Annotated in this window: 18 protein-coding genes and 5 tRNA genes; 9 read left to right on the top strand and 14 right to left on the bottom strand. The window is 75.6% G+C overall.

Features of this window, described 5'->3' with window-relative positions; genetic code table 11:
• On the top strand, window positions 1-996 hold a 996-nt coding region (locus BJP40_RS34140; protein ID WP_371258616.1), incomplete at its 5' end, for an SCO7613 C-terminal domain-containing membrane protein.
• Between the two features lie 85 nt (window positions 997-1081).
• On the opposite strand, the gene BJP40_RS09720 is transcribed toward BJP40_RS34140, so the two are convergent.
• Both BJP40_RS09720 and BJP40_RS09715 read right to left on the bottom strand, forming a co-directional pair.
• A tRNA-Val gene (locus BJP40_RS09720) sits at window positions 1082-1153 on the bottom strand.
• A 75-nt stretch (window positions 1154-1228) separates the two neighbouring features.
• Window positions 1229-1663, bottom strand: a complete 435-nt coding sequence (locus BJP40_RS09715) for a TIGR02611 family protein (RefSeq protein ID WP_071280028.1) — start codon at window positions 1661-1663, stop codon at window positions 1229-1231.
• Window positions 1664-2014: 351 nt separating this feature from the next.
• Here BJP40_RS09715 and BJP40_RS09710 point away from each other — a divergent pair, with 351 nt between their 5' ends.
• Both BJP40_RS09710 and BJP40_RS09705 read left to right on the top strand, forming a co-directional pair.
• On the top strand, window positions 2015-2428 hold the full coding sequence (locus tag BJP40_RS09710; RefSeq protein ID WP_003959770.1) for an SsgA family sporulation/cell division regulator: 414 nt from the start codon (window positions 2015-2017) through the stop codon (window positions 2426-2428).
• A 295-nt stretch (window positions 2429-2723) separates the two neighbouring features.
• On the top strand, window positions 2724-3287 hold the full coding sequence (locus BJP40_RS09705) for a CGNR zinc finger domain-containing protein (protein ID WP_071280022.1): 564 nt from the start codon (window positions 2724-2726) through the stop codon (window positions 3285-3287).
• Window positions 3288-3349: 62 nt separating this feature from the next.
• Here the strand turns inward: BJP40_RS09705 and BJP40_RS09700 are convergent, their stop codons facing one another.
• Both BJP40_RS09700 and BJP40_RS09695 read right to left on the bottom strand, forming a co-directional pair.
• Complete coding sequence (locus BJP40_RS09700; protein WP_071280021.1) at window positions 3350-3535, bottom strand: hypothetical protein; 186 nt, start codon at window positions 3533-3535, stop codon at window positions 3350-3352.
• Window positions 3536-3649: 114 nt separating this feature from the next.
• On the bottom strand, window positions 3650-4084 hold the full coding sequence (locus BJP40_RS09695) for a hypothetical protein (RefSeq protein ID WP_071280020.1): 435 nt from the start codon (window positions 4082-4084) through the stop codon (window positions 3650-3652).
• A gap of 168 nt (window positions 4085-4252) precedes the next feature.
• On the opposite strand from BJP40_RS09695, the gene BJP40_RS09690 reads away from it, so the two are divergent.
• Window positions 4253-4810: a DsbA family protein gene (locus BJP40_RS09690; RefSeq protein ID WP_071280019.1), complete on the top strand. Its 558-nt coding sequence runs from the start codon at window positions 4253-4255 to the stop codon at window positions 4808-4810.
• A gap of 27 nt (window positions 4811-4837) precedes the next feature.
• On the opposite strand, the gene BJP40_RS09685 is transcribed toward BJP40_RS09690, so the two are convergent.
• From BJP40_RS09685 to BJP40_RS09675, 3 genes are all read right to left on the bottom strand, one after another.
• Window positions 4838-5686 (bottom strand): GNAT family N-acetyltransferase, encoded by an 849-nt coding sequence (locus BJP40_RS09685; RefSeq protein ID WP_071280018.1) that lies wholly within the window; start codon window positions 5684-5686, stop codon window positions 4838-4840.
• An 81-nt stretch (window positions 5687-5767) separates the two neighbouring features.
• Complete coding sequence (locus tag BJP40_RS09680) at window positions 5768-6580, bottom strand: aminotransferase class IV (RefSeq protein WP_071280017.1); 813 nt, start codon at window positions 6578-6580, stop codon at window positions 5768-5770.
• A gap of 1 nt (window position 6581) precedes the next feature.
• The gene (locus tag BJP40_RS09675; protein ID WP_071268618.1) at window positions 6582-7634 is read right to left on the bottom strand and encodes a chorismate-binding protein; all 1053 of its coding nucleotides are present in this window, start codon (window positions 7632-7634) and stop codon (window positions 6582-6584) included.
• 461 nt (window positions 7635-8095) lie between these two features.
• Here BJP40_RS09675 and BJP40_RS09670 point away from each other — a divergent pair.
• From BJP40_RS09670 to BJP40_RS09650, 4 genes are all read left to right on the top strand, one after another.
• Window positions 8096-8168: transfer RNA gene (locus tag BJP40_RS09670), tRNA-Gly, on the top strand.
• Between the two features lie 37 nt (window positions 8169-8205).
• A tRNA-Cys gene (locus BJP40_RS09665) sits at window positions 8206-8279 on the top strand.
• 121 nt (window positions 8280-8400) lie between these two features.
• A tRNA-Val gene (locus BJP40_RS09655) sits at window positions 8401-8472 on the top strand.
• Between the two features lie 31 nt (window positions 8473-8503).
• Window positions 8504-8572: transfer RNA gene (locus BJP40_RS09650), tRNA-Val, on the top strand.
• 224 nt (window positions 8573-8796) lie between these two features.
• Here BJP40_RS09650 and BJP40_RS09645 read toward each other — a convergent pair.
• Window positions 8797-9006, bottom strand: coding sequence for a hypothetical protein (locus tag BJP40_RS09645; protein ID WP_071280016.1), 210 nt, complete (start codon window positions 9004-9006; stop codon window positions 8797-8799).
• A 554-nt stretch (window positions 9007-9560) separates the two neighbouring features.
• Between BJP40_RS09645 and BJP40_RS09640 the strand changes: the two genes are divergently transcribed.
• A complete protein-coding gene (locus BJP40_RS09640) occupies window positions 9561-10865 on the top strand; it encodes a serine/threonine-protein kinase (protein ID WP_071280015.1) in 1305 nt (434 codons plus the stop codon).
• Window positions 10866-11603: 738 nt separating this feature from the next.
• Here the strand turns inward: BJP40_RS09640 and BJP40_RS09635 are convergent.
• From BJP40_RS09635 to BJP40_RS09610, 6 genes are all read right to left on the bottom strand, one after another.
• Window positions 11604-12422 (bottom strand): RNA methyltransferase, encoded by an 819-nt coding sequence (locus BJP40_RS09635; RefSeq protein ID WP_071268166.1) that lies wholly within the window; start codon window positions 12420-12422, stop codon window positions 11604-11606.
• Between the two features lie 11 nt (window positions 12423-12433).
• Entirely contained in the window at window positions 12434-13672 is a 1239-nt protein-coding gene (gene cobA, locus BJP40_RS09630) for a uroporphyrinogen-III C-methyltransferase (RefSeq protein WP_071280014.1), read from the bottom strand.
• Window positions 13673-14495: 823 nt separating this feature from the next.
• A complete protein-coding gene (cobT, locus tag BJP40_RS09625; protein ID WP_071280013.1) occupies window positions 14496-18176 on the bottom strand; it encodes a nicotinate-nucleotide--dimethylbenzimidazole phosphoribosyltransferase in 3681 nt (1226 codons plus the stop codon).
• Window positions 18177-18533: 357 nt separating this feature from the next.
• Window positions 18534-19793 carry a precorrin-6y C5,15-methyltransferase (decarboxylating) subunit CbiE gene (gene cbiE / locus BJP40_RS09620; RefSeq protein WP_071280012.1) on the bottom strand — a complete coding sequence of 420 codons (1260 nt, stop codon included), beginning with the start codon at window positions 19791-19793 and terminating at the stop codon, window positions 18534-18536.
• 96 nt (window positions 19794-19889) lie between these two features.
• Complete coding sequence (locus tag BJP40_RS09615) at window positions 19890-20534, bottom strand: GNAT family N-acetyltransferase (protein WP_226962710.1); 645 nt, start codon at window positions 20532-20534, stop codon at window positions 19890-19892.
• 188 nt (window positions 20535-20722) lie between these two features.
• Window positions 20723-21583 (bottom strand): MetQ/NlpA family ABC transporter substrate-binding protein, encoded by an 861-nt coding sequence (locus tag BJP40_RS09610; RefSeq protein WP_071280010.1) that lies wholly within the window; start codon window positions 21581-21583, stop codon window positions 20723-20725.
• Window positions 21584-21757 lie beyond the last annotated feature (174 nt).

Genomic DNA, 21757 nt, shown 5'->3' with positions numbered 1-21757 from the left:
GTCGCGGGGCTGAGCGGGGCGGCGGACGCGGCGGTGGCGGCGGTCGGGTTCGGCGGTGCGGTGGCGGCGGCGTCGACCGTGGCGGTGCAGGGGCTGGTGACGGAGGCGGCGACGCTGGCGGTACTGGGCTCGTTGGCGGCGCTGTTCGCGGGTGCCTCCGCGGTGGGTGGGGCCCGGCCGTGGCTGCGGGCTGCGTCGGCGTGCGGGGCAGTGGTGGCGGCTGCCGGGTTCGTGGGGGCTGCGGGCGCCGCCGCGGGGTGGCCGGTGCACGCGGTGGCGGTGGCGCTGCTCGTGGTGCCCGGTGTGACGGCGGGCTTCGGGGCCCGGCTGCGGGGTGACGCTGCGGGTGCGCCGGTGGAGGTGGCCGGTGCCGCGGTGGGGGCGGTCGCGCTGGTCCTGTCGGTGGGGCGGCCCGGCGTGCTGGCCCTGGTGCTCGGCCTGTCGGGGGTGATCGCGGCGGCCACGGCGGTGCGGCCCGAGCGGCTGCGGGTGGCGGGGCCGCTGGCGGCGGTGCTGTTCGTGGCGGCGGCGTGGGTGCGGCTCGCGCTGTGGGAGGTGGCGGTTCCGGAGGCGTACGCGCTGCCGGTGGCGGTGCCGGCGCTGGCGGTGGGCGCGCTGCGCAGGCGGCGGGACGCCGGGGTCGGCTCGTGGGTGGCGTACGGGCCCGGGCTGGGCGCGGGGCTGGTGCCGAGCCTGTGTGCGGTGTGGGGTGATGCGGGCTGGGTGCGGCCGCTGCTGCTGGGCGCGGTGGCGCTGGCGGTCACGCTCGTGGGGGCGCGGCGGCGGCTGCAGGCGCCGCTGGTGCTGGGCGGCGGCGTGCTGCTGCTGGTGGCGCTGCACGAGCTGGCGCCGTACGTGGCGCAGGTCGTGGGCGTGCTGCCGCGGTGGCTGCCGCCGGCGCTGGCGGGTCTGGTGCTGCTGGTGGTGGGCGCGACATACGAGCGGCGCCTGCGGGAGCTGCGGCGGCTGCGCGAGGCGGTGGGCCGCATGGGGTGAGGCGGGCGGCCCGGCGGCCCGGGCTCGGCCGTCCACGCCGAAGGCCCCGGAGACTGTGGGTCTCCGGGGCCTTCGGGCCGGGCGGTGGGCGATACTGGGTTCGAACCAGTGACCTCTTCGGTGTGAACGAAGCGCTCTCCCACTGAGCTAATCGCCCGGGCGCACCGCAAACATTACCGCATGTCAGCGGGTGCTCGGGACCGTGCGGCGGCCGGGTGGCCGCCGGTGCGGGTCAGCGGGGGATGGTCCACGGCATGGCGAAGCCGTACTTCCACAGGTACACCGCGATGAGGGCGCCGCTGATGACGAGCCCGACCGCGGTGATGATCATGTTCCGGCGGCGGACGCGGGGGTCCAGTGCGCGCTGGGCGGCCTCGGTGACCTTGCGTTTGGTCCAGCGCAGGACGAGCTGGGCCCAGATGAACTCGGTGGCCCACAGGGCCATGCCGGCGAAGATCACCACCCAGCCGGGGCCGGGGAGCGGCAGCAGGACGACGCCGAAGGCCACGACGGCGAGGCCGATGAGGAAGACCCCCACCTGCCAGGTGAGGTGGAGCGCGCGGTTGGCCTTGATGAAGGCGGGCGCGCGCGAGCCGAGCGGGCGCTCGCCCGCCTGGGCGGCCGCCGGTCCGGCGGTGCCGCTGCCTTCGTGGGCGTCGGCCGGCAGGGCGGGCCCGTCCGCCTGGCCCCGGGTCGGGTCCGTGGGGTGGGTGGCCGGTCCGGGGGGCCGGTGGCTCGCTCCGCCGGTTCCGTCCCCCGTCGCGGCGGCGTCGGCCGCGGCCGGCGCGACCCTTCTCCGCTCGTCACTCTCCGCGTGCATGGCGCCCAACCTACCGGATGCACGGCGGGCCGCGCCTTACCTGAAAGGGCCCATAACCTCCGGTAACACACCGCCAGAAGAGGTACCCCAAGCCGCACAAAAAGGTCAGAGGGGTTTACAACGGCACCGTAGGTGGGATGTCGATTTCGCCGACGTGCGAATCCCCGAGCGCACACTGAGCGAAAGGCCATGGCGCTTATGAACACCACGGTCAGCTGCGAGCTGCACCTGCGCCTCGTTGTATCGAGCGAGTCGTCCCTGCCTGTCCCGGCGGGCCTGCGGTATGACACGGCCGACCCGTATGCCGTGCACGCCACCTTCCACACCGGTGCCGAGGAGACCGTCGAGTGGGTCTTCGCCCGCGACCTCCTCGCCGAGGGGCTGCACCGGCCCACCGGCACGGGCGACGTCCGCGTGTGGCCGTCACGCAGCCACGGTCAGGGCGTCGTCTGCATCGCCCTGAGCTCGCCCGAGGGCGAGGCCCTGCTGGAGGCCCCCGCGCGGGCCCTGGAGTCGTTCCTGAAGCGGACCGACGCAGCGGTGCCGCCCGGCACCGAACACCGCCACTTCGACCTGGACACGGAGCTCTCCCACATCCTGGCCGAGAGCTGACCGGGTCCTGAAGCGACACGGCGCCGTCCGACTCGGGGCGACGGCGCCGGGGCGCCCTCCCGCGGCCGCAAGGCGGCGGGAGGGACCCGAAAGTGCACGTGGGGCGCCTTCACCGGGCGGTTGACCGGTGGCGGCGCCCCCCGTGCGTTCCCGTGCCCGCACGACCCTTCCGGGGCGGACGCGACCGCTCCCTCCGGCCACCACAGCCCGGCCGCCCCGCCCGCCCCGGAAGGGGAGCCGCTAGAGTCTGCGGGATCGGTGGGCGCCCGCCCATCGGGAGGCCAGGGAGTGAATCGTGCTGATCCCCCACGACACCCGCATCGCCCTCGACACGGTCGTGGACCTGATGAACACCGCGCCGGAGGGCGGACGCGGCGAGGAACTCGACGACGTGACGGCGCTCCGCGCGTTCGTGGAGGGCCACCGGATCAGCGACGTCGGCGACCTCGGCGAGCGGGACCTGCAGGCGGTGCGGGACGTGCGGCGCAGGTTCACGGAGGTGTTCGCGGCGCAGGACGCCCGGACGGCCGCCAGGCTGATCAACCAGCTGGTGGCCGCCGCCGGGACGACGCCGCAGCTCACCGACCACGACGACTACGACTGGCACGTGCACTACTTCGCGCCGGGCGCCTCGGTGGCCGACCACCTGGCCGCCGACTGCGGGATGGCGCTCGCGTTCATCCTGGTCGCCGGTGAGCGGGAGCGGCTGCGCCGCTGCGAGGCGCCGGACTGCGGACGGGCCTTCGTGGACCTGTCCCGCAACCGCTCCCGCCGCTACTGCGACAGCCGCACGTGCGGCAACCGGCTGCACGTCGCGGCGTACCGGGCGCGCCGCAAGGAAGCGGCCGGCGACGGCTGACCGCCGCACCGCGACACCGGCCCCGCGGCGGGCGGGCGGCCGCGCCGGAGGGCGCGGGGCGTTCACAGCAGGAACAGGTCGTGGACCGAGGCCATCAGCAGGAGAAGGCCGATCACCGACAGGAAGATCATGAGCGGTGGCTGGGACAGCGCGAACAGGCAGCCGCGCGGTTCTTCGGTGGAGGCGGGGTTCTGCTCCCGCGAGGTATCGAGCATCTCGGGGCCGATCATGGCGTAGCGGCAGTTCACACACGCCGCCAACAGCCCCCACAAAAAGGGCAGTTCCCGGCATTCCGCTGGTGAGCGCCCTGCCGACGCCTCCCACCGCCACCCCTAGCGCCACCCCTCGCGCGGTCGGCGGGCTCAGATGCCGTGCTTCTTCAGGATCTCCTCGATCTCGCTGAAGTCGTCCGCGGGCTCGGCCGCCTTCCGCGTCCCGCGCCGACCGGACTCCAGCGCCGGCCCCGACGCGGGCGGCGCGACGGCGTCCCGCCCTCCCGCGGTGGCGCGCCCCTGCGGCTCCCGGCGCGCGGTGCCCGCGCCCCTGCGCCGCTCGACTCCCCGCGTCACCGCGAAGAGCAGCCCGGCCGCGCCGAGCACCCCGAATCCGGCCCACGCCACGGGGTCGAACGCCGTGTCGGCCAGCCACTGGACGGTGCCGGTCATCACCAGGCCGAGCGGCACCAGCGCGTAGGCGGCGATGCGGGCGGCCCGGAGGAAGCGTTTGCGGTACGCGGTGATCGCGGCGATCCCCAGTCCCGCCGCGGACACCGCCGTGCAGATGGTCTCGGCAAGCATCCGGTCCTCCAGCCGTGGGCGTCGCGTCCCCTCCATCGTGCATCGGCCGGCCGGGCGATGGCCATGAGGGGCGGCCCGTCCGTCGCCGGTCTCCGGGGGATCTCGGGGGCGCCCTCCTCCTGAGGTCCCGGTTGGGGCGGACGCGGGCGGGCTGGAAGACTGAGGCCCATGAACGACTCCACCCCCGATCTCCCCCACGGCTCCCCCGGCGCCGCAGCCACCGCCGACCGGAGCGCCGGACCCGTCGTCGTCGACGTCTGGTGCGAGCTCCAGTGCCCGGACTGCCGGACGGCGCTGGAGGACCTGCGCGCCCTGCGGGAACGCTACGGCGACCGGATCGACCTGCGGCTGCGCCACTTCCCCCTGGAGAAGCACAGGCACGCGTACGCCGCGGCGCAGGCCGCCGAGGAGGCCGCCGTGCAGGGCAAGGGCTGGCCGTACGTGGAGGAGGTCCTCGCACGGGTGGAGGAACTCGACGCGAAGGGCGAGCCCTTCCTGATCGAGGTGGCGCGGGAACTCGGCCTGGACGCAGAGGAGTTCGACACCGCGCTGATCGACGGGCGGCACCTGCTGGCCGTCGACGCCGACCAGGCCGAGGGCAAGGCCCTGGGCGTCACGGGTACGCCGACGTACCTGGTGGGCGGTGTGCGGCTGGACGGCGGCCGCAGCCAGGAGGGCCTGCGGGCCCGCATCGAGGAGATCGTCGACGGGCTGCTCGCGGGCTGACCCCGCGCTCCGGGTCGCCGCACCGCGTCACAGGAGGCGCTTGTCGAGGTGGTACTCGGCGGGCCGGTAGCCGAGCGACTCGTACAGGCGCAGTGCCGGCGTGTTGTCGGTGAAGACGTGCAGCCCGAGCCGGTCGGTGCCGTGCTCCTCACGGGCGATCCACTCGGCGTGGCTCATCAGGGCGCGGCCGTAGCCCCGGCCGCGGGTCTCCTCGGCGACGTGGACGTCCCAGACGTGGGTGAGGCGGCCGGCGGGGTCGCCGGTCTCCCCCCGCAGCCCGGCCCACAGCCATCCGACGGTCCTGCCGTCCGGGTCCTCGGCCACGCGGAAGACGGCGCCCTCGGTCCCGAAGCCGTCCGGGAGCAGCGCAGCGAGGTCGGCCCGGGACTTGGCCTCGGCGGCCTCCTCGGGGACGCCCCGCTCGCGCCACGTCCGGGCGTAGGCGTCCTCCGCGGCCGCCCGCCACCGGTCGTACTCCTCCTGTGTCATGGGCCGCATCGGGGACCCGTACGACGGCGCCGCGTCCGGTGGCAGGTCCTTGACCAGGGAGCGGCTGCGTTCCGTGTAGCCGAGGGTCCGCGCGAGGTGCAGGGCGACGGTGGCGCCGGCCGGCACGGAGACCCGCACGAGCTCGCAGCGCCAGCCGCGCAGCACCTCCTCGGCGGCGAGTGCGGCGACCGTGGCGCGGCCGCGCCGGCGGTCGGCCTCGTCGACGCGCAGACCGCTGATGGTGCCGACCCGACGTCCGAACCCGGGATCGGTCCCGACGCTCACGGCCCCGACGGGGCGGCTGTTGACGCACACCTCGTAGGCGCGGAAGCGGGTGCCGTCGGCGGACTCCTGGAGCGGCCCGGTCGGCCGCAGGGTGGTGGTCATCACCGGAGTTCTACCCGCCCGGAGTGGGGACGGGAACCGGTTTTCCCCCGCCGTGCGCCGCCTTCGCGCACGGCGCCCGCGTCAGAAGGCCGCCGCGCGCTCGGCGAAGATCCGCATGGCCTTGGCGGTGACGGGGCCGGGCGCGCCCGGCAGCTCGCGGTCGTCGACGCGGTGGACCCCCTGGATGTCGCGGAGCGTGGAGGTCAGGAAGATCTCGTCGGCGTCGCGCAGGACGTCCATCGGCAGGTCGGTCTCCTGGGCGCCGGTCCACTCGACGGCCAGGTGGCGGGTGATGCCGGCCAGGCAGCCGGAGGCGAGCGGCGGGGTGTGGATGCGGCCGTCGAGGACGACGAAGACGTTGGAGCCCGTGCCCTCGCAGAGCCGCCCGGCGGTGTTGGCGAAGAGCGCCTCGGAGGCGCCCTGCTCGTGCGCCCGGGCGAGGGCGACGACGTTCTCCGCGTACGAGGTGGTCTTCAGGCCCGCCAGCGCGCCGCGCTCGTTGCGGGTCCAGGGAACGGTGACGACGGCGGTGCTGTCCGGGCGGGGGGCGGTCTCCCCGAGGGCGACCACGAGCGTCGGCCCCGCGTCGCCGCGGTCGGAGCCGAGCGGGGACAGCCCGCCGGTGTACGTGACGCGCAGCCGGCCGAGCGGCATCGGGTTGGCCGCCAGGACGGCGGTGCAGGCCCGCCGCACCTCGTCCAGGTCGGGGCCGGGCAGGCCGAGGCCGCGGGCGGAGCGGACCAGCCGGTCGAGGTGGAGGTCCAGGGCGAAGGGCCGTCCGTCGACCGCCTTCATCGTCTCGAAGACGCCGTCGCCCACGGTCAGCCCGTGGTCGAGGACGGAGACCCTCGCGGCGTCCGCGTCGCGCAGCTCACCGTTGACCCACAGCTTCATCTCAGTTGGCCCTTCCGCTCGGCTCGTACACGCCCGACGCTACCGCGAGGAGGCGGCTCGCCTTCAGTTCGGTCTCCGCCCATTCGCGCTCGGGGTCGGAGCCCCAGGTGATGCCGGCGCCGGTGCCGAAGCGGAGCAGACCGGCGGGGCGGTCCAGCCAGAAGGTGCGTATGCCGACGGCCAGCTCGCCGGTGCGCCGGTCGGCGTCCACCCAGCCGACGCCTCCGCAGTACGGCCCGCGGGGGGCGGTCTCCAGGGCCTCGATGATCCGCAGGGCGCTGGACTTGGGGGCACCCGTGACGGAGCCGGGCGGGAACGTGGCGCGCAGCAGGCCGGCCCAGCCCTCCCCCGGCGCGAGCTCGCCGCGCACGGTGGAGACGAGGTGGACGAGCCCGGGGTGGGGTTCGACGGCGCAGAGCTCGGGCACGGTGACGGAGCCGGTGGCGCAGACCCGGCCCAGGTCGTTGCGGACCAGGTCGACGATCATCACGTTCTCGGCGTGGTCCTTGGGGAGCAGGTCCTCGGCGGTCCTGCCGGTGCCCTTGATCGGCCCGGACTCGACGGTCCGGTCCTCGCGGCGCAGGTACAGCTCGGGGGACGCGGTCGCGATCTCCACGCCGTGCGCCGGCAGCCGAATCGTTCCTGCGTACGGCGCGGGGTTGCCCCGCGCGAGGAGGGCGGTCAGGGCGTCCACGTCAGCCGCGGCAAGCGCGCCGGGTGGCAGCGGAGCGGACAGGACGCGGCACAGGTTCGCCTGGTAGACCTCGCCGGCCGCGATGTGCTCGCGGATGCGGCGGACCCCGCGGGTGTACGCCCCGCGGTCGAGGGACGACGTCCAGGCGCCCGCATCGGGGCCGCGCCAGCGGCCGGGAACGGGCGCGGGCACCGGGTCGGGCCGCACGTCGCCGAAGCGGGCGCAGGTCAGACGGCCCTCGAAGTCGGCGGCGACGGCCCAGAAGCCGGAGGAGTCCAGGGCCTCCGGGTCACTGGTGACGTCCCGCAGGTCGGTTGCGACGAGGCCGCCGAAGCGCGCCAGGGGAGCGAGGTCGTGCACGGATGTGAGTGTAGGCCCGCCGGCTGGCGCCGGCTCCGCGCAGGGCAGTCGCCGGGGGGCCACCGGCGCTCCCCCGTCCTGCTGCCGGTGGTCGCGGCCGCGGGCGGCGGCGAAGGCCGCGGCGTGCTCGTCGACGGACCGGTCGGGCTCGACCGCGCGGAGGCCCGTGCCCGCGCGGTCTCGGCCTCGCTCCTCGCGGCAGGCCCTCCCGGCGGCCCGCTCGCCCGGCCCGCCGTCCGGGGGCAGCTGCCATCGAGGGGTCGCGGACCAGGGGGTCGTGTGCTCCGCGGCCGTGGCGGGCCGCGCCGGTGTGCAGCTGCCGGCGGGGCCGCGAGGCGGGCCGCCGGGGGTGCGGCGGCCCGGAGCGCAGCACGCTGCGGAAACGCGTTTTTGTGCTGGCCCGGGAATCCGCTAGAGTTCAACACGTCGCCGGGACGCGGAAGCGGGCCGGAAAGCGACAGGCGGACGTGGCTCAGTTGGTAGAGCATCACCTTGCCAAGGTGAGGGTCGCGAGTTCGAATCTCGTCGTCCGCTCGAAGTGGGGGATCTTCCCGAGACCCCCTGCGCTCCTGGTGGAGTGGCCGAGAGGCGAGGCAACGGCCTGCAAAGCCGTCTACACGGGTTCAAATCCCGTCTCCACCTCCAAGGACGATTAGCTCAGCGGGAGAGCGCTTCCCTGACACGGAAGAGGTCACTGGTTCAATCCCAGTATCGCGCACGCTGTGTCCATCCAGACGTACGGTACGTGACACCGGATGGCCCGTGAGGACGATTAGCTCAGCGGGAGAGCGCTTCCCTGACACGGAAGAGGTCACTGGTTCAATCCCAGTATCGTCCACTGAAACCGCTGGTAGCAGCGGTTTCCTGCGCGATTAGCTCAGCGGGAGAGCGCTTCCCTGACACGGAAGAGGTCACTGGTTCAATCCCAGTATCGTCCACCGCACACGAACCCCCGGTCGCCTGCTGCGACCGGGGGTTCTGTCGTGAACGCGCGCGGAACCGCGGGTCGGGCCGGTGGCTGCCCGCCGGACCGCACGCGAAGTAGGGCGGCCGGTCAGCTCCCCAGCTGACCGGCCGCCACTGCCGTCCGCCGCACCCCCGTCCCCACGGGGTTGGCCGGATGTCCCCGACCCGGGCCGCTCTCCCGGGCCCGGGGCGCCGCTCAGCGCCCCAGCATCACGCCCACGGACGACGCCTGTGCCAGCACCGCGTCCCAACCGCCGAAGGCGACGACCAGGAGCGTGGCTGCGGGAAGGACCATGGCCGTGGCCACCAGGGGGTGCCGTCGGCCCGTCGGGCCGACGCCGAGCGTCGCGAGCGACGCCCACCGCCCCTCCGCGCGGACCATCGTCCGCGGTGCCGTGTCCGCCATGGCTCCTCCCGTCGTGTGTCGGGCGGCGGGCGCGTGGCCTCGGGGGACGAGTGCCGCACCCACCGCTTGGCTCAACCCTAGGCAGGCGGGGGCCGCCGGGCGTCATGCCCGCGTACCGATTGGCGGGCCTCCTCCAGGAGGACTCCGCGGGGCGCCGCGTACTCCCCTGGTTGGACACCCGGGACGGGTCGCTGAGGGTCTTCCCGGAGGGGGCGGGCTCGCCGGACCGGGGTGGCCGGCGGCGTGGTGACTTCCCTCACGTGCCCCTCCCCCGGTGCCCTCGCGGGCCGCCGGGCACCGCCGGCCGAACGCGGCCGCCCCGCGACCCGCTCCAAGATCCTTCTTTCGCAGGGACTTTGGGGTTCCGCCGGTAACAGGGGCGCCTGGTGCGGCGGTTGCTGAGTGCGCCTCAGGAGGGGGAGCCAGCACTGACAATCGACCGGCGAGAGGGCGCGGCCTATGAGCACGGTGGGGCCCGGATACGTAAGCTGGGCGGCATCAAATGGACCGCGGCAGCGGGGTGGGGGCTCCCCCACGGCAGGTAGGGGACGGACATGGCGATGATGCGGCTCCGGCGCGAGGACCCGCGTGTCGTCGGCTCGTTCAGGCTGCACCGGCGGCTCGGCGCGGGCGGGATGGGAGTCGTCTACCTCGGCTCCGACCGGCGCGGCCAGCGGGTCGCGCTGAAGGTGATCCGGCCGGACCTCGCCGAGGACCAGGAGTTCCGTTCGCGCTTCGCCCGCGAGGTGTCCGCCGCACGGCGGATCCGGGGCGGCTGCACGGCGCGGCTGGTGGCGGCCGACCTGGAGGCCGAGCGGCCCTGGTTCGCGACGCAGTACGTGCCGGGGCCCTCGCTGCACGACAAGATCGCCGAGGAGGGGCCGCTGTGCGCGGCGGACGTCGCCGCGGTCGGCGCCGCGCTCGCCGAGGGCCTGGTCGCCGTCCACGAGGCGGGCGTCGTCCACCGGGACCTCAAACCGTCGAACATCCTGCTCTCCCCCAAGGGGCCGCGGATCATCGACTTCGGCATCGCCTGGGCGACCGGGGCCTCCACGCTCACGCACGTCGGCACCGCCGTGGGCTCGCCGGGCTTCCTCGCGCCCGAGCAGGTGCGGGGCGCCGCGGTGACCCCGGCGACGGACGTGTTCTCGCTCGGCGCGACCCTCGCGTACGCCGGGATGGGGGACTCCCCGTTCGGCCACGGGAGCTCCGAGGTGCTGCTCTACCGGGTCGTCCACGAGGAACCGCACCTCCAGGGCGTCCCGGACGCGCTGTCCCCGCTGCTGCGGGCCTGCCTGGCGAAGGAGCCGGAGGAGCGCCCCAGCACCCTGCAGCTCGCGCTGCGGCTCAAGGAGATCGCCGCGCGGGAGGCACAGGGCCTCCCCGAGGGCGGCGGACGCGGCCACGCCGTACGGGCCGAGCGGGCGACCGCGGGGCAGCGCACCCCGCACGGCGGCGGGCACACGGGCGGACGCGGACGGGCGCAGGTGCGGCCGACCGAGCGGTACACGGAACGGACCGCGGAGCGCTCGGGCGAGCGTGCGGAGAGCCGCACCGACGGACGCGCGGAGGGCCGCGGCGCCCTCCGGAGGGGGCCGCGCGCCCAGGCACCGGGCGCAGGTGGGGTCCCCGGGCCGCAGACCGGTGGCGGCCGCTCCGCCCGGGGAGCCTCGTCCGGGGCGCGGGCGGGCTCCCGGACCGGGTCGCGCAGGACCGGCCACGGCACCGGAGCGGGCACGGCGCCCGGGCTGCGCAGGCCCGCGAACCCGCGGCTGCTGCGGCAGCGGCTGATCGTCTTCGTCGTGGTGACGCTGATCGTGCTGCTGGGCATCGCGGCGGCGCAGGCCCTCCAGGGCTGAACTCCGCGGGACCGGTCGGACCGTCGCGGGCATGCCGCGGGCGGACCGGGCTGCGGGGAGGGGAGCGGGCGCCCCGGCCGGGCAGCGGCTCGGGCGGGGCGTACGGGTGAGGTCCGGCGCAGGCTCCATCGCTCCCGTGCCCTCGCGCCTGCCGGCAGTCGGTACGGGCCTCCGGGCGGCCGTCACACGCGCTCGGCCGGCGGGCAGCGCGGCACTGGTCTCACCGAGCACCTGGGAAGACCCGCCCCGGGGACGGCACGCGCGGAGCCGCAGGAAGCCGTACCGGCCCACGGACGTGGGGACACGGGCGGCCCGGGTGGGGCGGACCGGCCCGGCTCGCGGAGCCTCCCACCGGCGTCCCGGCCGCACGGGCGGACGTGACGCCGGAAGATGTGCGGGGACAGGGGTGCGCGGCAGCGGTCCCGCGGTGCCACGCCTCTCCGGGTCCGCCGACGCCCGGCCGCGGAAGTGCCCGACGCGTCAGCCGCACGGCGGGGAGCGAGAGGCCGCCCGAAGCTGCGGGTGCCTGCTCGACGGGGCGCGCCTCGCAGGTGTGCGCGGCTCGGCCGGCCTGCGCGGACGCCGGGGCCCCGGCCCGCCGGGGTGGGCACGGGGGCGGGAGCCGCGCGCCGGAGCGAACGCCGGTGCCGCCGGTTCGACGGCGGCACCGGCACGTGGGCGCGGCGGCGGTCGGCGGGTACGGCCACGGACTACGCGGTCGGGGCGGCAGCCCGGAGGTCAGGTCTGCGGGCGGCCCGCCGTGACCGCGTAGAAGGCCACGGCGGCGGCCGCGCCGACGTTGAGCGAGTCCACCCCGTGGGCCATCGGGATGCGGACCCGGGTGTCCGCCGCCCGCAGGGCCCGCGCGGTGAGTCCGGAGCCCTCCGCGCCGAGCATCAGCGCCACACGGTCGAGCCGGTGCGGGGCAGCCTCGTCCATGGTGGTCGCACTGGCGTCCGGGGTCAGTGCGAGGAGCCGGAAACCCGCCTCCCGCACCGCGTCCAGGTCCCGGGGCCAGTCGGCGAGACGGGCGTACGGGACGGAGAACACCGCGCCCATGGACACCTTCACCGACCGCCGGTACAGCGGGTCGGCGCAGTCCGGCGACAGCAGGACAGCGTCCATGCCGAGCGCGGCCGCGCTGCGGAAGATCGCACCGATGTTGGTGTGGTCGTTGACCGACTCCATGACGGCGACCCTGCGGGCCGTACGCAGCAGCTCCCCGGCCTCCGGCAGCGGCTCGCGCCGCATAGAGGCGAGGGCTCCGCGGTGCACGTGGTAGCCCGTCACCTGCTCGGCGAGGGCGGGCGTCACCACGTACACCGGCGCGTCGGCGGCGTCGATGACGTCGCTCAGGGCATCGACCCACTTGGCCGACAGGAGCATCGACCGCATGCCGTACCCGGCCTGGAGGGCGCGGCGGACCACCTTCTCCCCCTCGGCGATGAACAGCCCCTCTTCGGGCTCCCGCCTGCGGCGCAGTTCGACGTCGGTCAGACCGGTGTAGTCGTGGAGGCGCGGGTCCGCGGGGTCCTCGACGGTGATCACTTCTGCCACGGGGACGCTTCCTACTCGGTACCGGCGTGCTTGTGCGGGCCCTCGCCGACGACGTCGCCGATCACGATGACGGCCGGCGGGCGGACGTCCTGCGCCCTGACCGTCTCCGCCACCGTCGCCAGCGTGGCGTCCACCCGGCGCTGTGCCGCGGTGGTGCCCTCCTGCACCAGGGCCAGCGGGGTGTCCGGGTCCTTGCCGTGGGCGACGAGCGCCTCGGCGATCTTCCCGATCTTGTCGACGCCCATCAGGATCACGAGCGTGCCCCGCAGCTTCGCCAGGGACGCCCAGTCGACGAGGGAGCGCGGGTCGTCCGGGGCCACGTGCCCGCTGACCACGGTGAACTCGTGCGCCACCCCGCGGTGCGTGACGGGGATGCCCGCGGCGCCGGGCACGGAGATGGAGCTGGAGATGCCGGGGACGACCGTGCAGGCGATGCCGGCCTCGGCGAGCGCCTGCGCCTCCTCCATGCCCCGGCCGAACACGAAGGGGTCGCCACCCTTGAGGCGGACCACCGACTTGCCCTGCTTGGCGTGCTCGATCAGGGCGTTGTTGATGGCCTCCTGGGCCATGAACCGGCCGTACGGGATCTTCGCCGCGTCGATGACCTGCACGTGCGGCGGGAGCTCGTCCAGCAGGTCCCGGGGGCCGAGGCGGTCCGCGATCACGACGTCCGCCTCGGCGAGCAGCCGCCGGCCGCGGACGGTGATGAGGTCGGGGTCCCCTGGGCCGCCGCCGACGAGCGCGACGAACGGCTCACGGGCGCGGTGCTGGGGCGCGACGAGGCTGCCGTCGCGCAGGCCCTCCACGATGGCGTCGCGGACGGCGGCCGAGCGGCGCGGGTCGGTGCCGGTCACGACCGCCACCGTGACGCCTTCGATGCGGCCGGTCGCGGGGGTCCAGGCGGTCGCGGCCTCGGCGTCGTCGGCCCGCACGCACCAGATCCTGGCGCGCTCGGCCTCGGCGGAGGCCCGGTCGTTGGCCTCCTTGTCGGGCGTGGCTACGAGGACGTACCAGGCTTCGGCCAGGTCCCCCTCCTCGTAGCGGCGGCGCTCCCAGCGGATCTCGCCGGCTTCCGCCATGGCCTCCACGGAGGCGGTGGCCGACGGCGAGATGAGGGTGATGTCCCCGCCCGCCGCGATCAGGGCGGGCAGGCGGCGCTGGGCGACCTGGCCGCCGCCGATGACGACGACCCGGCGCCCGGAGAGGCGGAGTCCGACGGGGTAGGCGGGCTGCTCGGCTGTACCGGCCATTGCGGTGTGGTCTCCTCGGCAGTCGAACGGGCCACTGCGGCGGTGAAGTGGCTGGTGAGGCGGGGGGCAGCGAGTGTCCGTGCGCTGCCGCCTACGATACGGGGCCCGTTGGCGCCCGCCCCGCTCGGGCGGAGGTGACCCCGGCGACACGCCCGCCCCCACGGGGCCGGGGTGACCGGGGCGGCAGCTTGGGCCTGCCGTCGGGCGGCGGCCTCGGGCCCGTGGCGCTGTGGGGGTCGTGCGCTTTCCCGAGGCGGGAACTGCGCGCCGTGCGGTCGTGGGCGGTGGCTCCGGCCCCCGGGGGATGGCCGCGAGCGGCGTCCTGGGGCGGGGGGCTTGGGCGGTGGTCTCGGGCAGTGCGTCTACGGGCGGAGGGCTCGGGCCGCGGGCCCGGGGGATGGCCTCGGGCGGTGGCTGCCGGTGGCGGGGCGGGGCGGGCCGTACGGGCTCTCGGGCCGTGCCGGGTGCCTCGCCGGTGCCCGCCGGACCGGTGGACCCGCCCGGAGGGAAAGACGCCGACCGACGCGTGGGTGCGGTCTGACGGTCGAGGGGACCCGCGCCCGGCGACGGTGCGGCTCGGCGGAGCCCGTCCCCGTGTGGCCGGGCCCGACAGGGCGCCCCCTGCCCGCCGGGCACGGCGGGAGGCCGTCCGGCCCGGGGTGGTGCACCGCGCCCTCGCGGCGGTCACTCCCCGGTGGGCAAGGAACCTCCCCCGGCTGCGCGAGGCGAGTGCCCGGCGGCCGGGGGCCGCGGGCGCCGGCCCTCAGGGGGAGCGCCCGCTCGGCCACCCCCGCCTCCGTACGGTGGCGGGGGTGGGCCTCGGTTACTTCTCCGTGACGCCCGCCGCGTCGAACGTCGCCACCTCGTGCATCGCCCGTGCAGCGCTCTGGACCAGCGGGAGCGCCAGCAGCGCGCCCGTGCCCTCGCCGAGGCGCAGGTCCAGGTCGACGAGGGGACGCAGACCCAGCTTGTTGAGCGCGGCCACGTGGCCCGGCTCGGCGCTTCGGTGGCCCGCGATGCACGCGGCCAGCGACTCGGGGGCGATGGCGCGGGCCACCAGGGCGGCCGCGCCGGCGCTGACGCCGTCGAGGACGACCGGGGTGCGCAGGGACGCCCCGCCCAGGATGAAGCCGACCAGTGCCGCGTGCTCCAGACCGCCGACCGCCGCGAGGACCCCGATCGGGTCGGCCGGGTCCGGCTGGTGCAGGTCCAGGGCACGGCGGACGACGTCCACCTTCCGGGCGTGCATCTCGTCGTTGATGCCGGTGCCGCGGCCGGTCACCTCCACCGGGTCGGCGCCGGTGTAGACGGAGATCAGGGCCGCGGAGGCAGTGGTGTTCGCGATGCCCATCTCACCGGTCAGCACGGCCTTGTTGCCGGCGGCCACGAGGTCGCGGGCCGTCTCGATGCCGACCTCGATCGCGGAGAGGACCTCCTCGCGGGTGAGGGCCGGTCCGGTCGTGAAGTCGGCGGTGCCGGGCCGCACCTTGCGCGGGAGGAGTCCAGGGGTCGCCGGGAGGTCGGCGGCCACGCCGACGTCGACGACGCAGACCTCCGCGCCGACCTGGTTGGCGAAGGCGTTGCAGACCGCGCCGCCACCGAGGAAGTTGGCGACCATCTGGCCCGTGACCTCCTGCGGCCAGGCGGTGACACCTTGGGCGTGCACGCCGTGGTCGCCCGCGAAGATGGCCACGGCCGCGGGCTCGGGGACGGGCGGCGGGCAGGTCCGGGACAGGCCCGCGAGCTGCGCGGAGATGATCTCCAGCATGCCCAGCGCGCCCGCCGGCTTGGTCATCCGCTTCTGCCGCTCCCACGCCTCGCCGAGGGCCTTGGCGTCCAGGGGGCGGATGTTCGCCACGGTCTCCTGGAGGAGGTCGTGCGGTTCCTCTCCGGGCAGCGCGCGGCGGCCGTACGTCTCCTCGTGCACGACCCACGACAGCGGGCGGCGCTTGGACCAGCCCGCCTGCATCAGCTCCGGCTCGTCCGGGAACGCGTCGACGTATCCCACGCAGAGGTAGGCGACCACTTCGAGGTGGTCGGGGAGGCCCAGCGCGCGGACCATCTCGCGCTCGTCGAAGAAGCTCACCCATCCCACGCCCAGGCCCTCGGCACGGGCGGCGAGCCAGAGGTTCTCGACGGCGAGCGCCGAGGAGTACGGGGCCATCTGCGGCTGCGTGTGGCGGCCGAGGGTGTGCCGGCCGCCCCGGGTCGGGTCCGCGGTGACGACGATGTTGACGGGCGTGTCGAGGATGGCCTCGATCTTGAGTTCCTTGAACTGCTTGGCCCGGCCCTTGGGGAGCGACCTGGCGTACGCCTCGCGCTGCCGCTGGGCCAGTTCGTGCATCGTGCGCCGGGTCTCGGCGGACCGGATGACGACGAAGTCCCACGGCTGCGAGTGCCCGACGGACGGCGCCGTGTGGGCCGCTTCCAGGACGCGGAGGAGGACCTCGTGGGGGATGGGGTCGCTGCGGAAGCCGTTGCGGATGTCGCGGCGCTCCCGCATCACGCGCAGGACGGCCTCCCGCTCCGCGTCGGCGTAGGCCGGGGCGGGGGGTGCGGTGGGGGCGTCCTGCGGCGCTCCGGCGGAGGCGGGAGCGGCAGCCGCCGGCTCCTCCGTGCTCTGCGCGTCGTTCGCGCCCTCGGCCGTCGGCGCGGCGCCAGCGGTCTCGGCGGTGACGGGCTCCCCGGCGTGGGCGGGTGCCGTCGGGTCCACGGCCGGGGCCGCGGGGGCGGGCTGCGGGGCCTCCTCGGTCGCCGGGTGGCCGTGGGCGGGGTCCTCGACGGGTGCGGCAGCGGCCTGCGCGGGGGCGTCCCCGGAGACGGGGGCCTCCGGTGCGGGCGCCTCTGCCGGTACCGGAGCGTCCGGTACAGCGGCCTCTGCCGGTACGGGGGCTTGGGCGAGGGCCTCGACCGGCTCGGCAGGCGTCGGTTCCGGTGTCCCGGCGGCCGCCTGCACCTGCTCGGCCGGAGTCCCGGTCGCCGCCGGTGCCTCGGCAGGGGTCCGGGCGGCGACGGGCCCGGGGGCCGCGGAGTCGGGGCCGTCGTCGGGCGCGGCGGCGCCGTGGGGGGCCGGTACGGCGGGCGCGGGCTGCTCCGCGGCCGGTTCCGCGGCCTGCGGCTCCGCCAGGGCCTCGCCCTGCGGTGCGGCCTGCGGCGGCGGGACCGGGCCGGCGGCCGGGACGGGCTGAGGCTCCACAGCCTCCGCGTCGGGGGCTGCCGGTGCGGCCTGTGGCTCGGCGGCCTCGGCGTCGACGGGCCCGGGCTGCGGGGCCGCCTGCTGCTCGGGGGCCGGTTCGGGTACGGACGCCTCGGCGGGCTCCGGCGGCGCTGCGGCGACCACGTGGAAGTCCGCGGGCTCCTGTGCTGCGGTCCCGTACTGCGCGGAGTCCTCGGGGGCCGTCGGCTGCGCCGGGACGGGCGCCTGCTCCTGGAGTCCCTGCGGCTGTGCTGCGTCCGGGTCGGGCGCGACTGCCGGGGCGGAGGCCAAGTGCGCGGGCACCGGGAAGGAACCGTCGACGGGCACGAACTGTCCCGTGGCGTCCGGGACGACCGTTTCTGCCGCGGCTGCGACTGCACCGTGGGGGTACGGGGACTGCTGTGACTCCGGGTGCGCCGGTGCCTGCGACCAGGGCTCCGCGCCCTGCGGCGGGATGTCCGCGAACTGCGGCTGGGGCAGGGGGGCGGGCTCCGGAGCGTCAAGGTACTCGGGACCGCTCGCCGCCTGGACCTGACCGGCCGGCGCCGGGTCCGGCACGGCAGTGGCCGGTGGCTGGCCCTGCAGGGGCGCCGGGTCGGGGAACGGGGCGTGCATCGGGGGGTGCGCCTGGGCCTGGACCTGGACGTGCGCCTGGGTCTGCGTCGCGGCCTGCTGCTGCGTCTGGACCTGCGGCATCGTGGCGGGCCCGCGGTCGGCGAGGGAGCGCACCACGCCTCCCGTCGCCTCCGGCATGGGCGGGCCCATGTGCAGCGGGCGGCGGGGCTGCGGCGGCACGGCGGCGGTGGCCGGGGCGGGCGGGGGCATGCGGACGGCGCCGAGGTCGACGGAGCCCGAGTCGCGCCCGCCCGCCTCGTGGGCCCCGGTCTCGTGGGCGTCGCTCAGGTCGTACGCACCGGAGGGCGCCCCCGACTGCGACGTGGGGAACGGCGGCGCGGGGGCCGCGTGCGGGACGGGCGCCTCACCAGGGGCCTGCCCCTGCGGCGGAACGGCCGCCTCGGCGGGGGCGGGGAACGGGTCCTGGGCGGCAGCGGCGGCCTGTTCGGCGGGTGTGCCCTCGGCGGCGGCGTGCGGCATCGGGACGGCCACCGGCGGGGCCGGGGCCACGCCGGGCTGCGGCTCCGTCCAAGCGCCCTGGGAACCCGGCATCAGCAGCAGGTCGTCGTCGTCCGCGGTGCCCGCGGCGGGATCGAGGAAGGCGTACGCACCCGGAGCGGGCATACCCGGCTGCTCCACCAGACCGTCGTTCTCCGGCAGTCCTTCGGCCGGGACCTGGCCGGTGTCAGTCATGCGTACCCCTCGCCCATCGGTTGTGCTCCTTCAAGGTTCCGCCCGTCAACACGTAACGAGCGGGCGCGCCGCGCGGCACGAACGACACGCGGACGTGCAGCATTCTCGCCGTGTTCGGCCGCCGTGGCAGCGGACCCGCGCCACGATCGGCTGTGGACTGCGCCACGTCGCGCACCCCCCGGTCGCGTTGTCCCCCATGGTGCCCCAAAAAGGGGCCCTTCTCCGGATATTGACTGAGGCTCCCCAGGTGAGCTGGAGGAGAACCGCCCGATGCCCGGCTGCGGTGGAACGGTCGGCCAGCCTACCTGCCCTTCCGTAGCGGCGGGGTCACGGGGCGGGTTTGCGGCGCGCGGGGGCTCAGGCCCGGTGGCCGGCGATGAGGAAGGCGACCGCGCGGTGGCGTTCCGACCACGCGCCCGGGTCGAGGTGCACGGACTGGAGGAGGGCGCACTCGACGGTGTACCCGCCGTCGGTGAGGGCGGTCGCGACGGCCTCCGCCTGGTCGCGGGTGGCGGCGTGGGCGACGATGCGCTCGGGCCGCCGGTCGGCGCACGCGGCCGTGACGGCCGCTCCCCCGCCCCCGATCCGTACGACGTCGGGTTCCGGCAGCCGCTCCAGGACGTGCGGGGCGCGTCCGTGCACGGTCTGGAGCTGGACGCCGAGGCGGCGGGCGGCGGCGTCGGTGCGCGCGCAGGCGGCGGGGTCGGCGTCGACGGCGATGACGGCCGCGCCGAAGCGGGCCGCCTCCACGGCGAAGGCGCCGTCACCGCAGCCGATGTCCCAGACGAGGTCGCCGGTGCGGGGGCCGAGCCGGGCCAGCTGGGCGGCCCGGAGTTCGGTCCCTCCGCCGGCGTCCGTCGGGACGTGGTCGGCGGCGGTGCCGGGGGGCTTGCCGCCGCCGGGTGAGGGGGTGTCCGCGTACTCCTCGGGAGGCAGGGCCCAGCCGCGCACGGGGTCGTGCGGGGGGCCGCCCATGAGCCAGCCCCCGCTGCGGTCCGCGGCCGCGCCGGTGGGGTGTCCGCCGATGACGAGGACGACGTTCGGGTCGCGCCAGGTGAGGTCGGCGACCTTGTCCGAGGTGAGGACGGAGACCTGTTCGCGTGTGGTGCCGAGGGCCTCGCAGATGACGAAGGTGCGGTGCACGCCGTCGAGGAGGAGCGCGAGTTCCGCGGGCCCGGCGCCAGGCGAGGTGAGGACCGCCACCTTGGGGTGGGCGCGGCAGACGTTCACGGCACGGCGCAGCGTGCGGGTGTGGGCGGCGACGATCCGGGCGTCGTCCCAGGGCATGCCGGCGCGGGCGAAGGCGGCGGCGACGGAGGAGACGGCGGGGACGACCTCGACCTCCAGGCCGTGGCGGGGGTCGCGCAGGGTGCGGACCACGCCGAAGAAACCGGGGTCGCCGTCGGCGAGGACGACGGCGGTGCCGCGGTGGGCGGCGATGCGGCGGGCGGCGAGGTCGACGCTGCCGAGGCGGACGCGCTCGGCGCCGGAGGGGACCTCCGGGAGGACGAGGTGGTGGGCGGCCCCCGCGACCAGGGTGGCGGCCGAGAGGGCGGACTGCGCGGCCGCGGTGAGGGGCGAGCCGTCCCATCCGATCACCGTGACCCGGTCGGCCATGGTCGTCGTCTCCCTGGGGCTGTCGTTGCAGGTCGTGGCAGGGGCGAGGGTACCCGGAACGGGGCGGCCCGGCAGGTCGGGGGCGCGCCGGCGCCGTCACCGCCAGTCGGTTCCGGTCGGCAGGTGGGAGGAGGGGCTGAGCCGGCCGGGGCCCGTGGAGCCTTCCAGGTCCTCGGGGAGCAGGCTCCAGACGATCAGGTCGGTCCGGGTCTCCGTCCAGCGGCCGTCCGGGGCCTGGGCGCGCGCTATCCCGGCGTTGCGCAGGACGCCTTCGCTGATGCAGCCCAGTTTCTGGGCGACCTGCTGGGAAGCGGTGTTGTCGGCGGCGGTGCGCAGCTCCAGGCGTTCGAAACGCTGCTCCTCGAACAGCCACCGGGCGAGTCCGTGGAGGGATTCGGTGGCGTAGCCCTCGCCGCGGGCCCAGGGGGCGGTGACGTAGGCGACGGTGGCGGAGCGGGTCCGCCAGTCGACCTGGCGGAGGTGGACGGTGCCGACGAGGCGCTGGGTGAGGAACTCGGTGACGGCGAGGACGAGGCCGCGGCCCGAGGCGCGTTCCGCAGGAGCGATCCTGCGCACCCACTGCTCGGCGTGGGAGGCGGTGTACGGGTGGGGGGCGGACGTCCAGGCGGTGACGAGTTCGTCGTTCATCATCTCGGTGTGGGCGGGGATGTCGTCGGCGTCGTAGGGGCGCAGCACCAACCGTTCCGTGCTGATGGAGATGTCCGGAAAGGTGGGGGTCATGTGCAGCTCCATGCCGGTGGCCGAGGACTGTTCCGTGGACGGGTGACGACCGTTGGTAATGGTCGTGGACGGACAGCATGCAGCATCAGCGGGCCGCCGTGCATGGTGAGACGGGACGGGCCCCGCGCACCGGGTGGTGTGCGGGGCCCTCCGCGGGGCCGCCGTGACGTGACGGCCCTTCAGTTCGGTCAACCGGCCTGGCCGTCGGCCGGGATGACGGAGCCTTCGTAGGTGTCCTCGATGTACTTCTTCACCTCGGGGGAGGTGAGGAGCTCGGCGAGCTTCTTGATCCGCGGGTCGTCCTCGTTGCCCTTCTTCACGGCGAGGAAGTTGGCGTACGGGTTGCCGTCGGCGTTCTCCAGGGCTAGGGCGTCCTTCGCCGGGTTGAGGTCGGCCTCGATGGCGTAGTTGCCGTTGATGACGGCGGCGTCGACCTCGTTCAGGGCGCGGGGCACGGTGGCGGCCTCCAGCTCCTTGAACTCCAGGCCCTTCTTGTCGGTGATGTCGGCGAGGGTGGCGCCGGCGCCGACGCCGTCCTTCAGGGTGATGAGGCCGTTGTCGGCGAGGAGCTTGAGGGCACGGCCGCCGTTGGTCGTGTCGTTGGGGACGGCGACGGTCTGGCCGGCCTTCAGGTCCTTGAGCGCCTTCAGCTTGCCGGAGTAGAGGCCGAGCGGTTCGAGGTGGACGTCGGCGACGGGGACGATGTCGGTGCCGTTCTTCTGGTTGAAGTCGTCCAGGTACGGCTTGTGCTGGAAGTAGTTGGCGTCGACCTGTCCCTGGTCCGTTGCGGTGTTCGGCAGGACGTAGTCGGTGAACTCCTTGATCTCCAGCGTGAGCCCGGCCTTCTGGGCGAGGTTGTCCTTGACGTAGGTGAGGATGTCGGCGTGCGGCGTCGGGGACGCGGCGACGACGAGCGGCTTGGCCGCGTCGGCCTTGCCGGAGCCGTCCTTGGCGGAGGACGGATCGGATGCGGTGCCGCAGGCGGTCAGGCCGAGGGCGAGGACGGTGATGCCGGCGAAGGCGGCGATGGTCTTGGTGTTGCTGCGCACGAAGAGTGCCTCTTTCTGGTGTGAAGTCCGCCCGGACAAGGAGTGCGGGCTTTCCGTGGTCGCGCCGCCCGGGGTGCGGGGGCGCGCCGGTTCGTGGGGTGCGCCGCGTTCGGCGGCGCACCGGGCCGACGGGTGCGCCGGGCGTCAGCGGCGCACCGGGGCCGGGCGCGCGCC

This window comes from Streptomyces sp. CC53, from assembly GCF_001865245.1.
Classification (GTDB): Bacteria; Actinomycetota; Actinomycetes; order Streptomycetales; family Streptomycetaceae; genus Streptomyces.
Note: the sequence above shows the minus strand (reverse complement) of the source record. Positions and strands in the feature narration are given on the sequence as shown.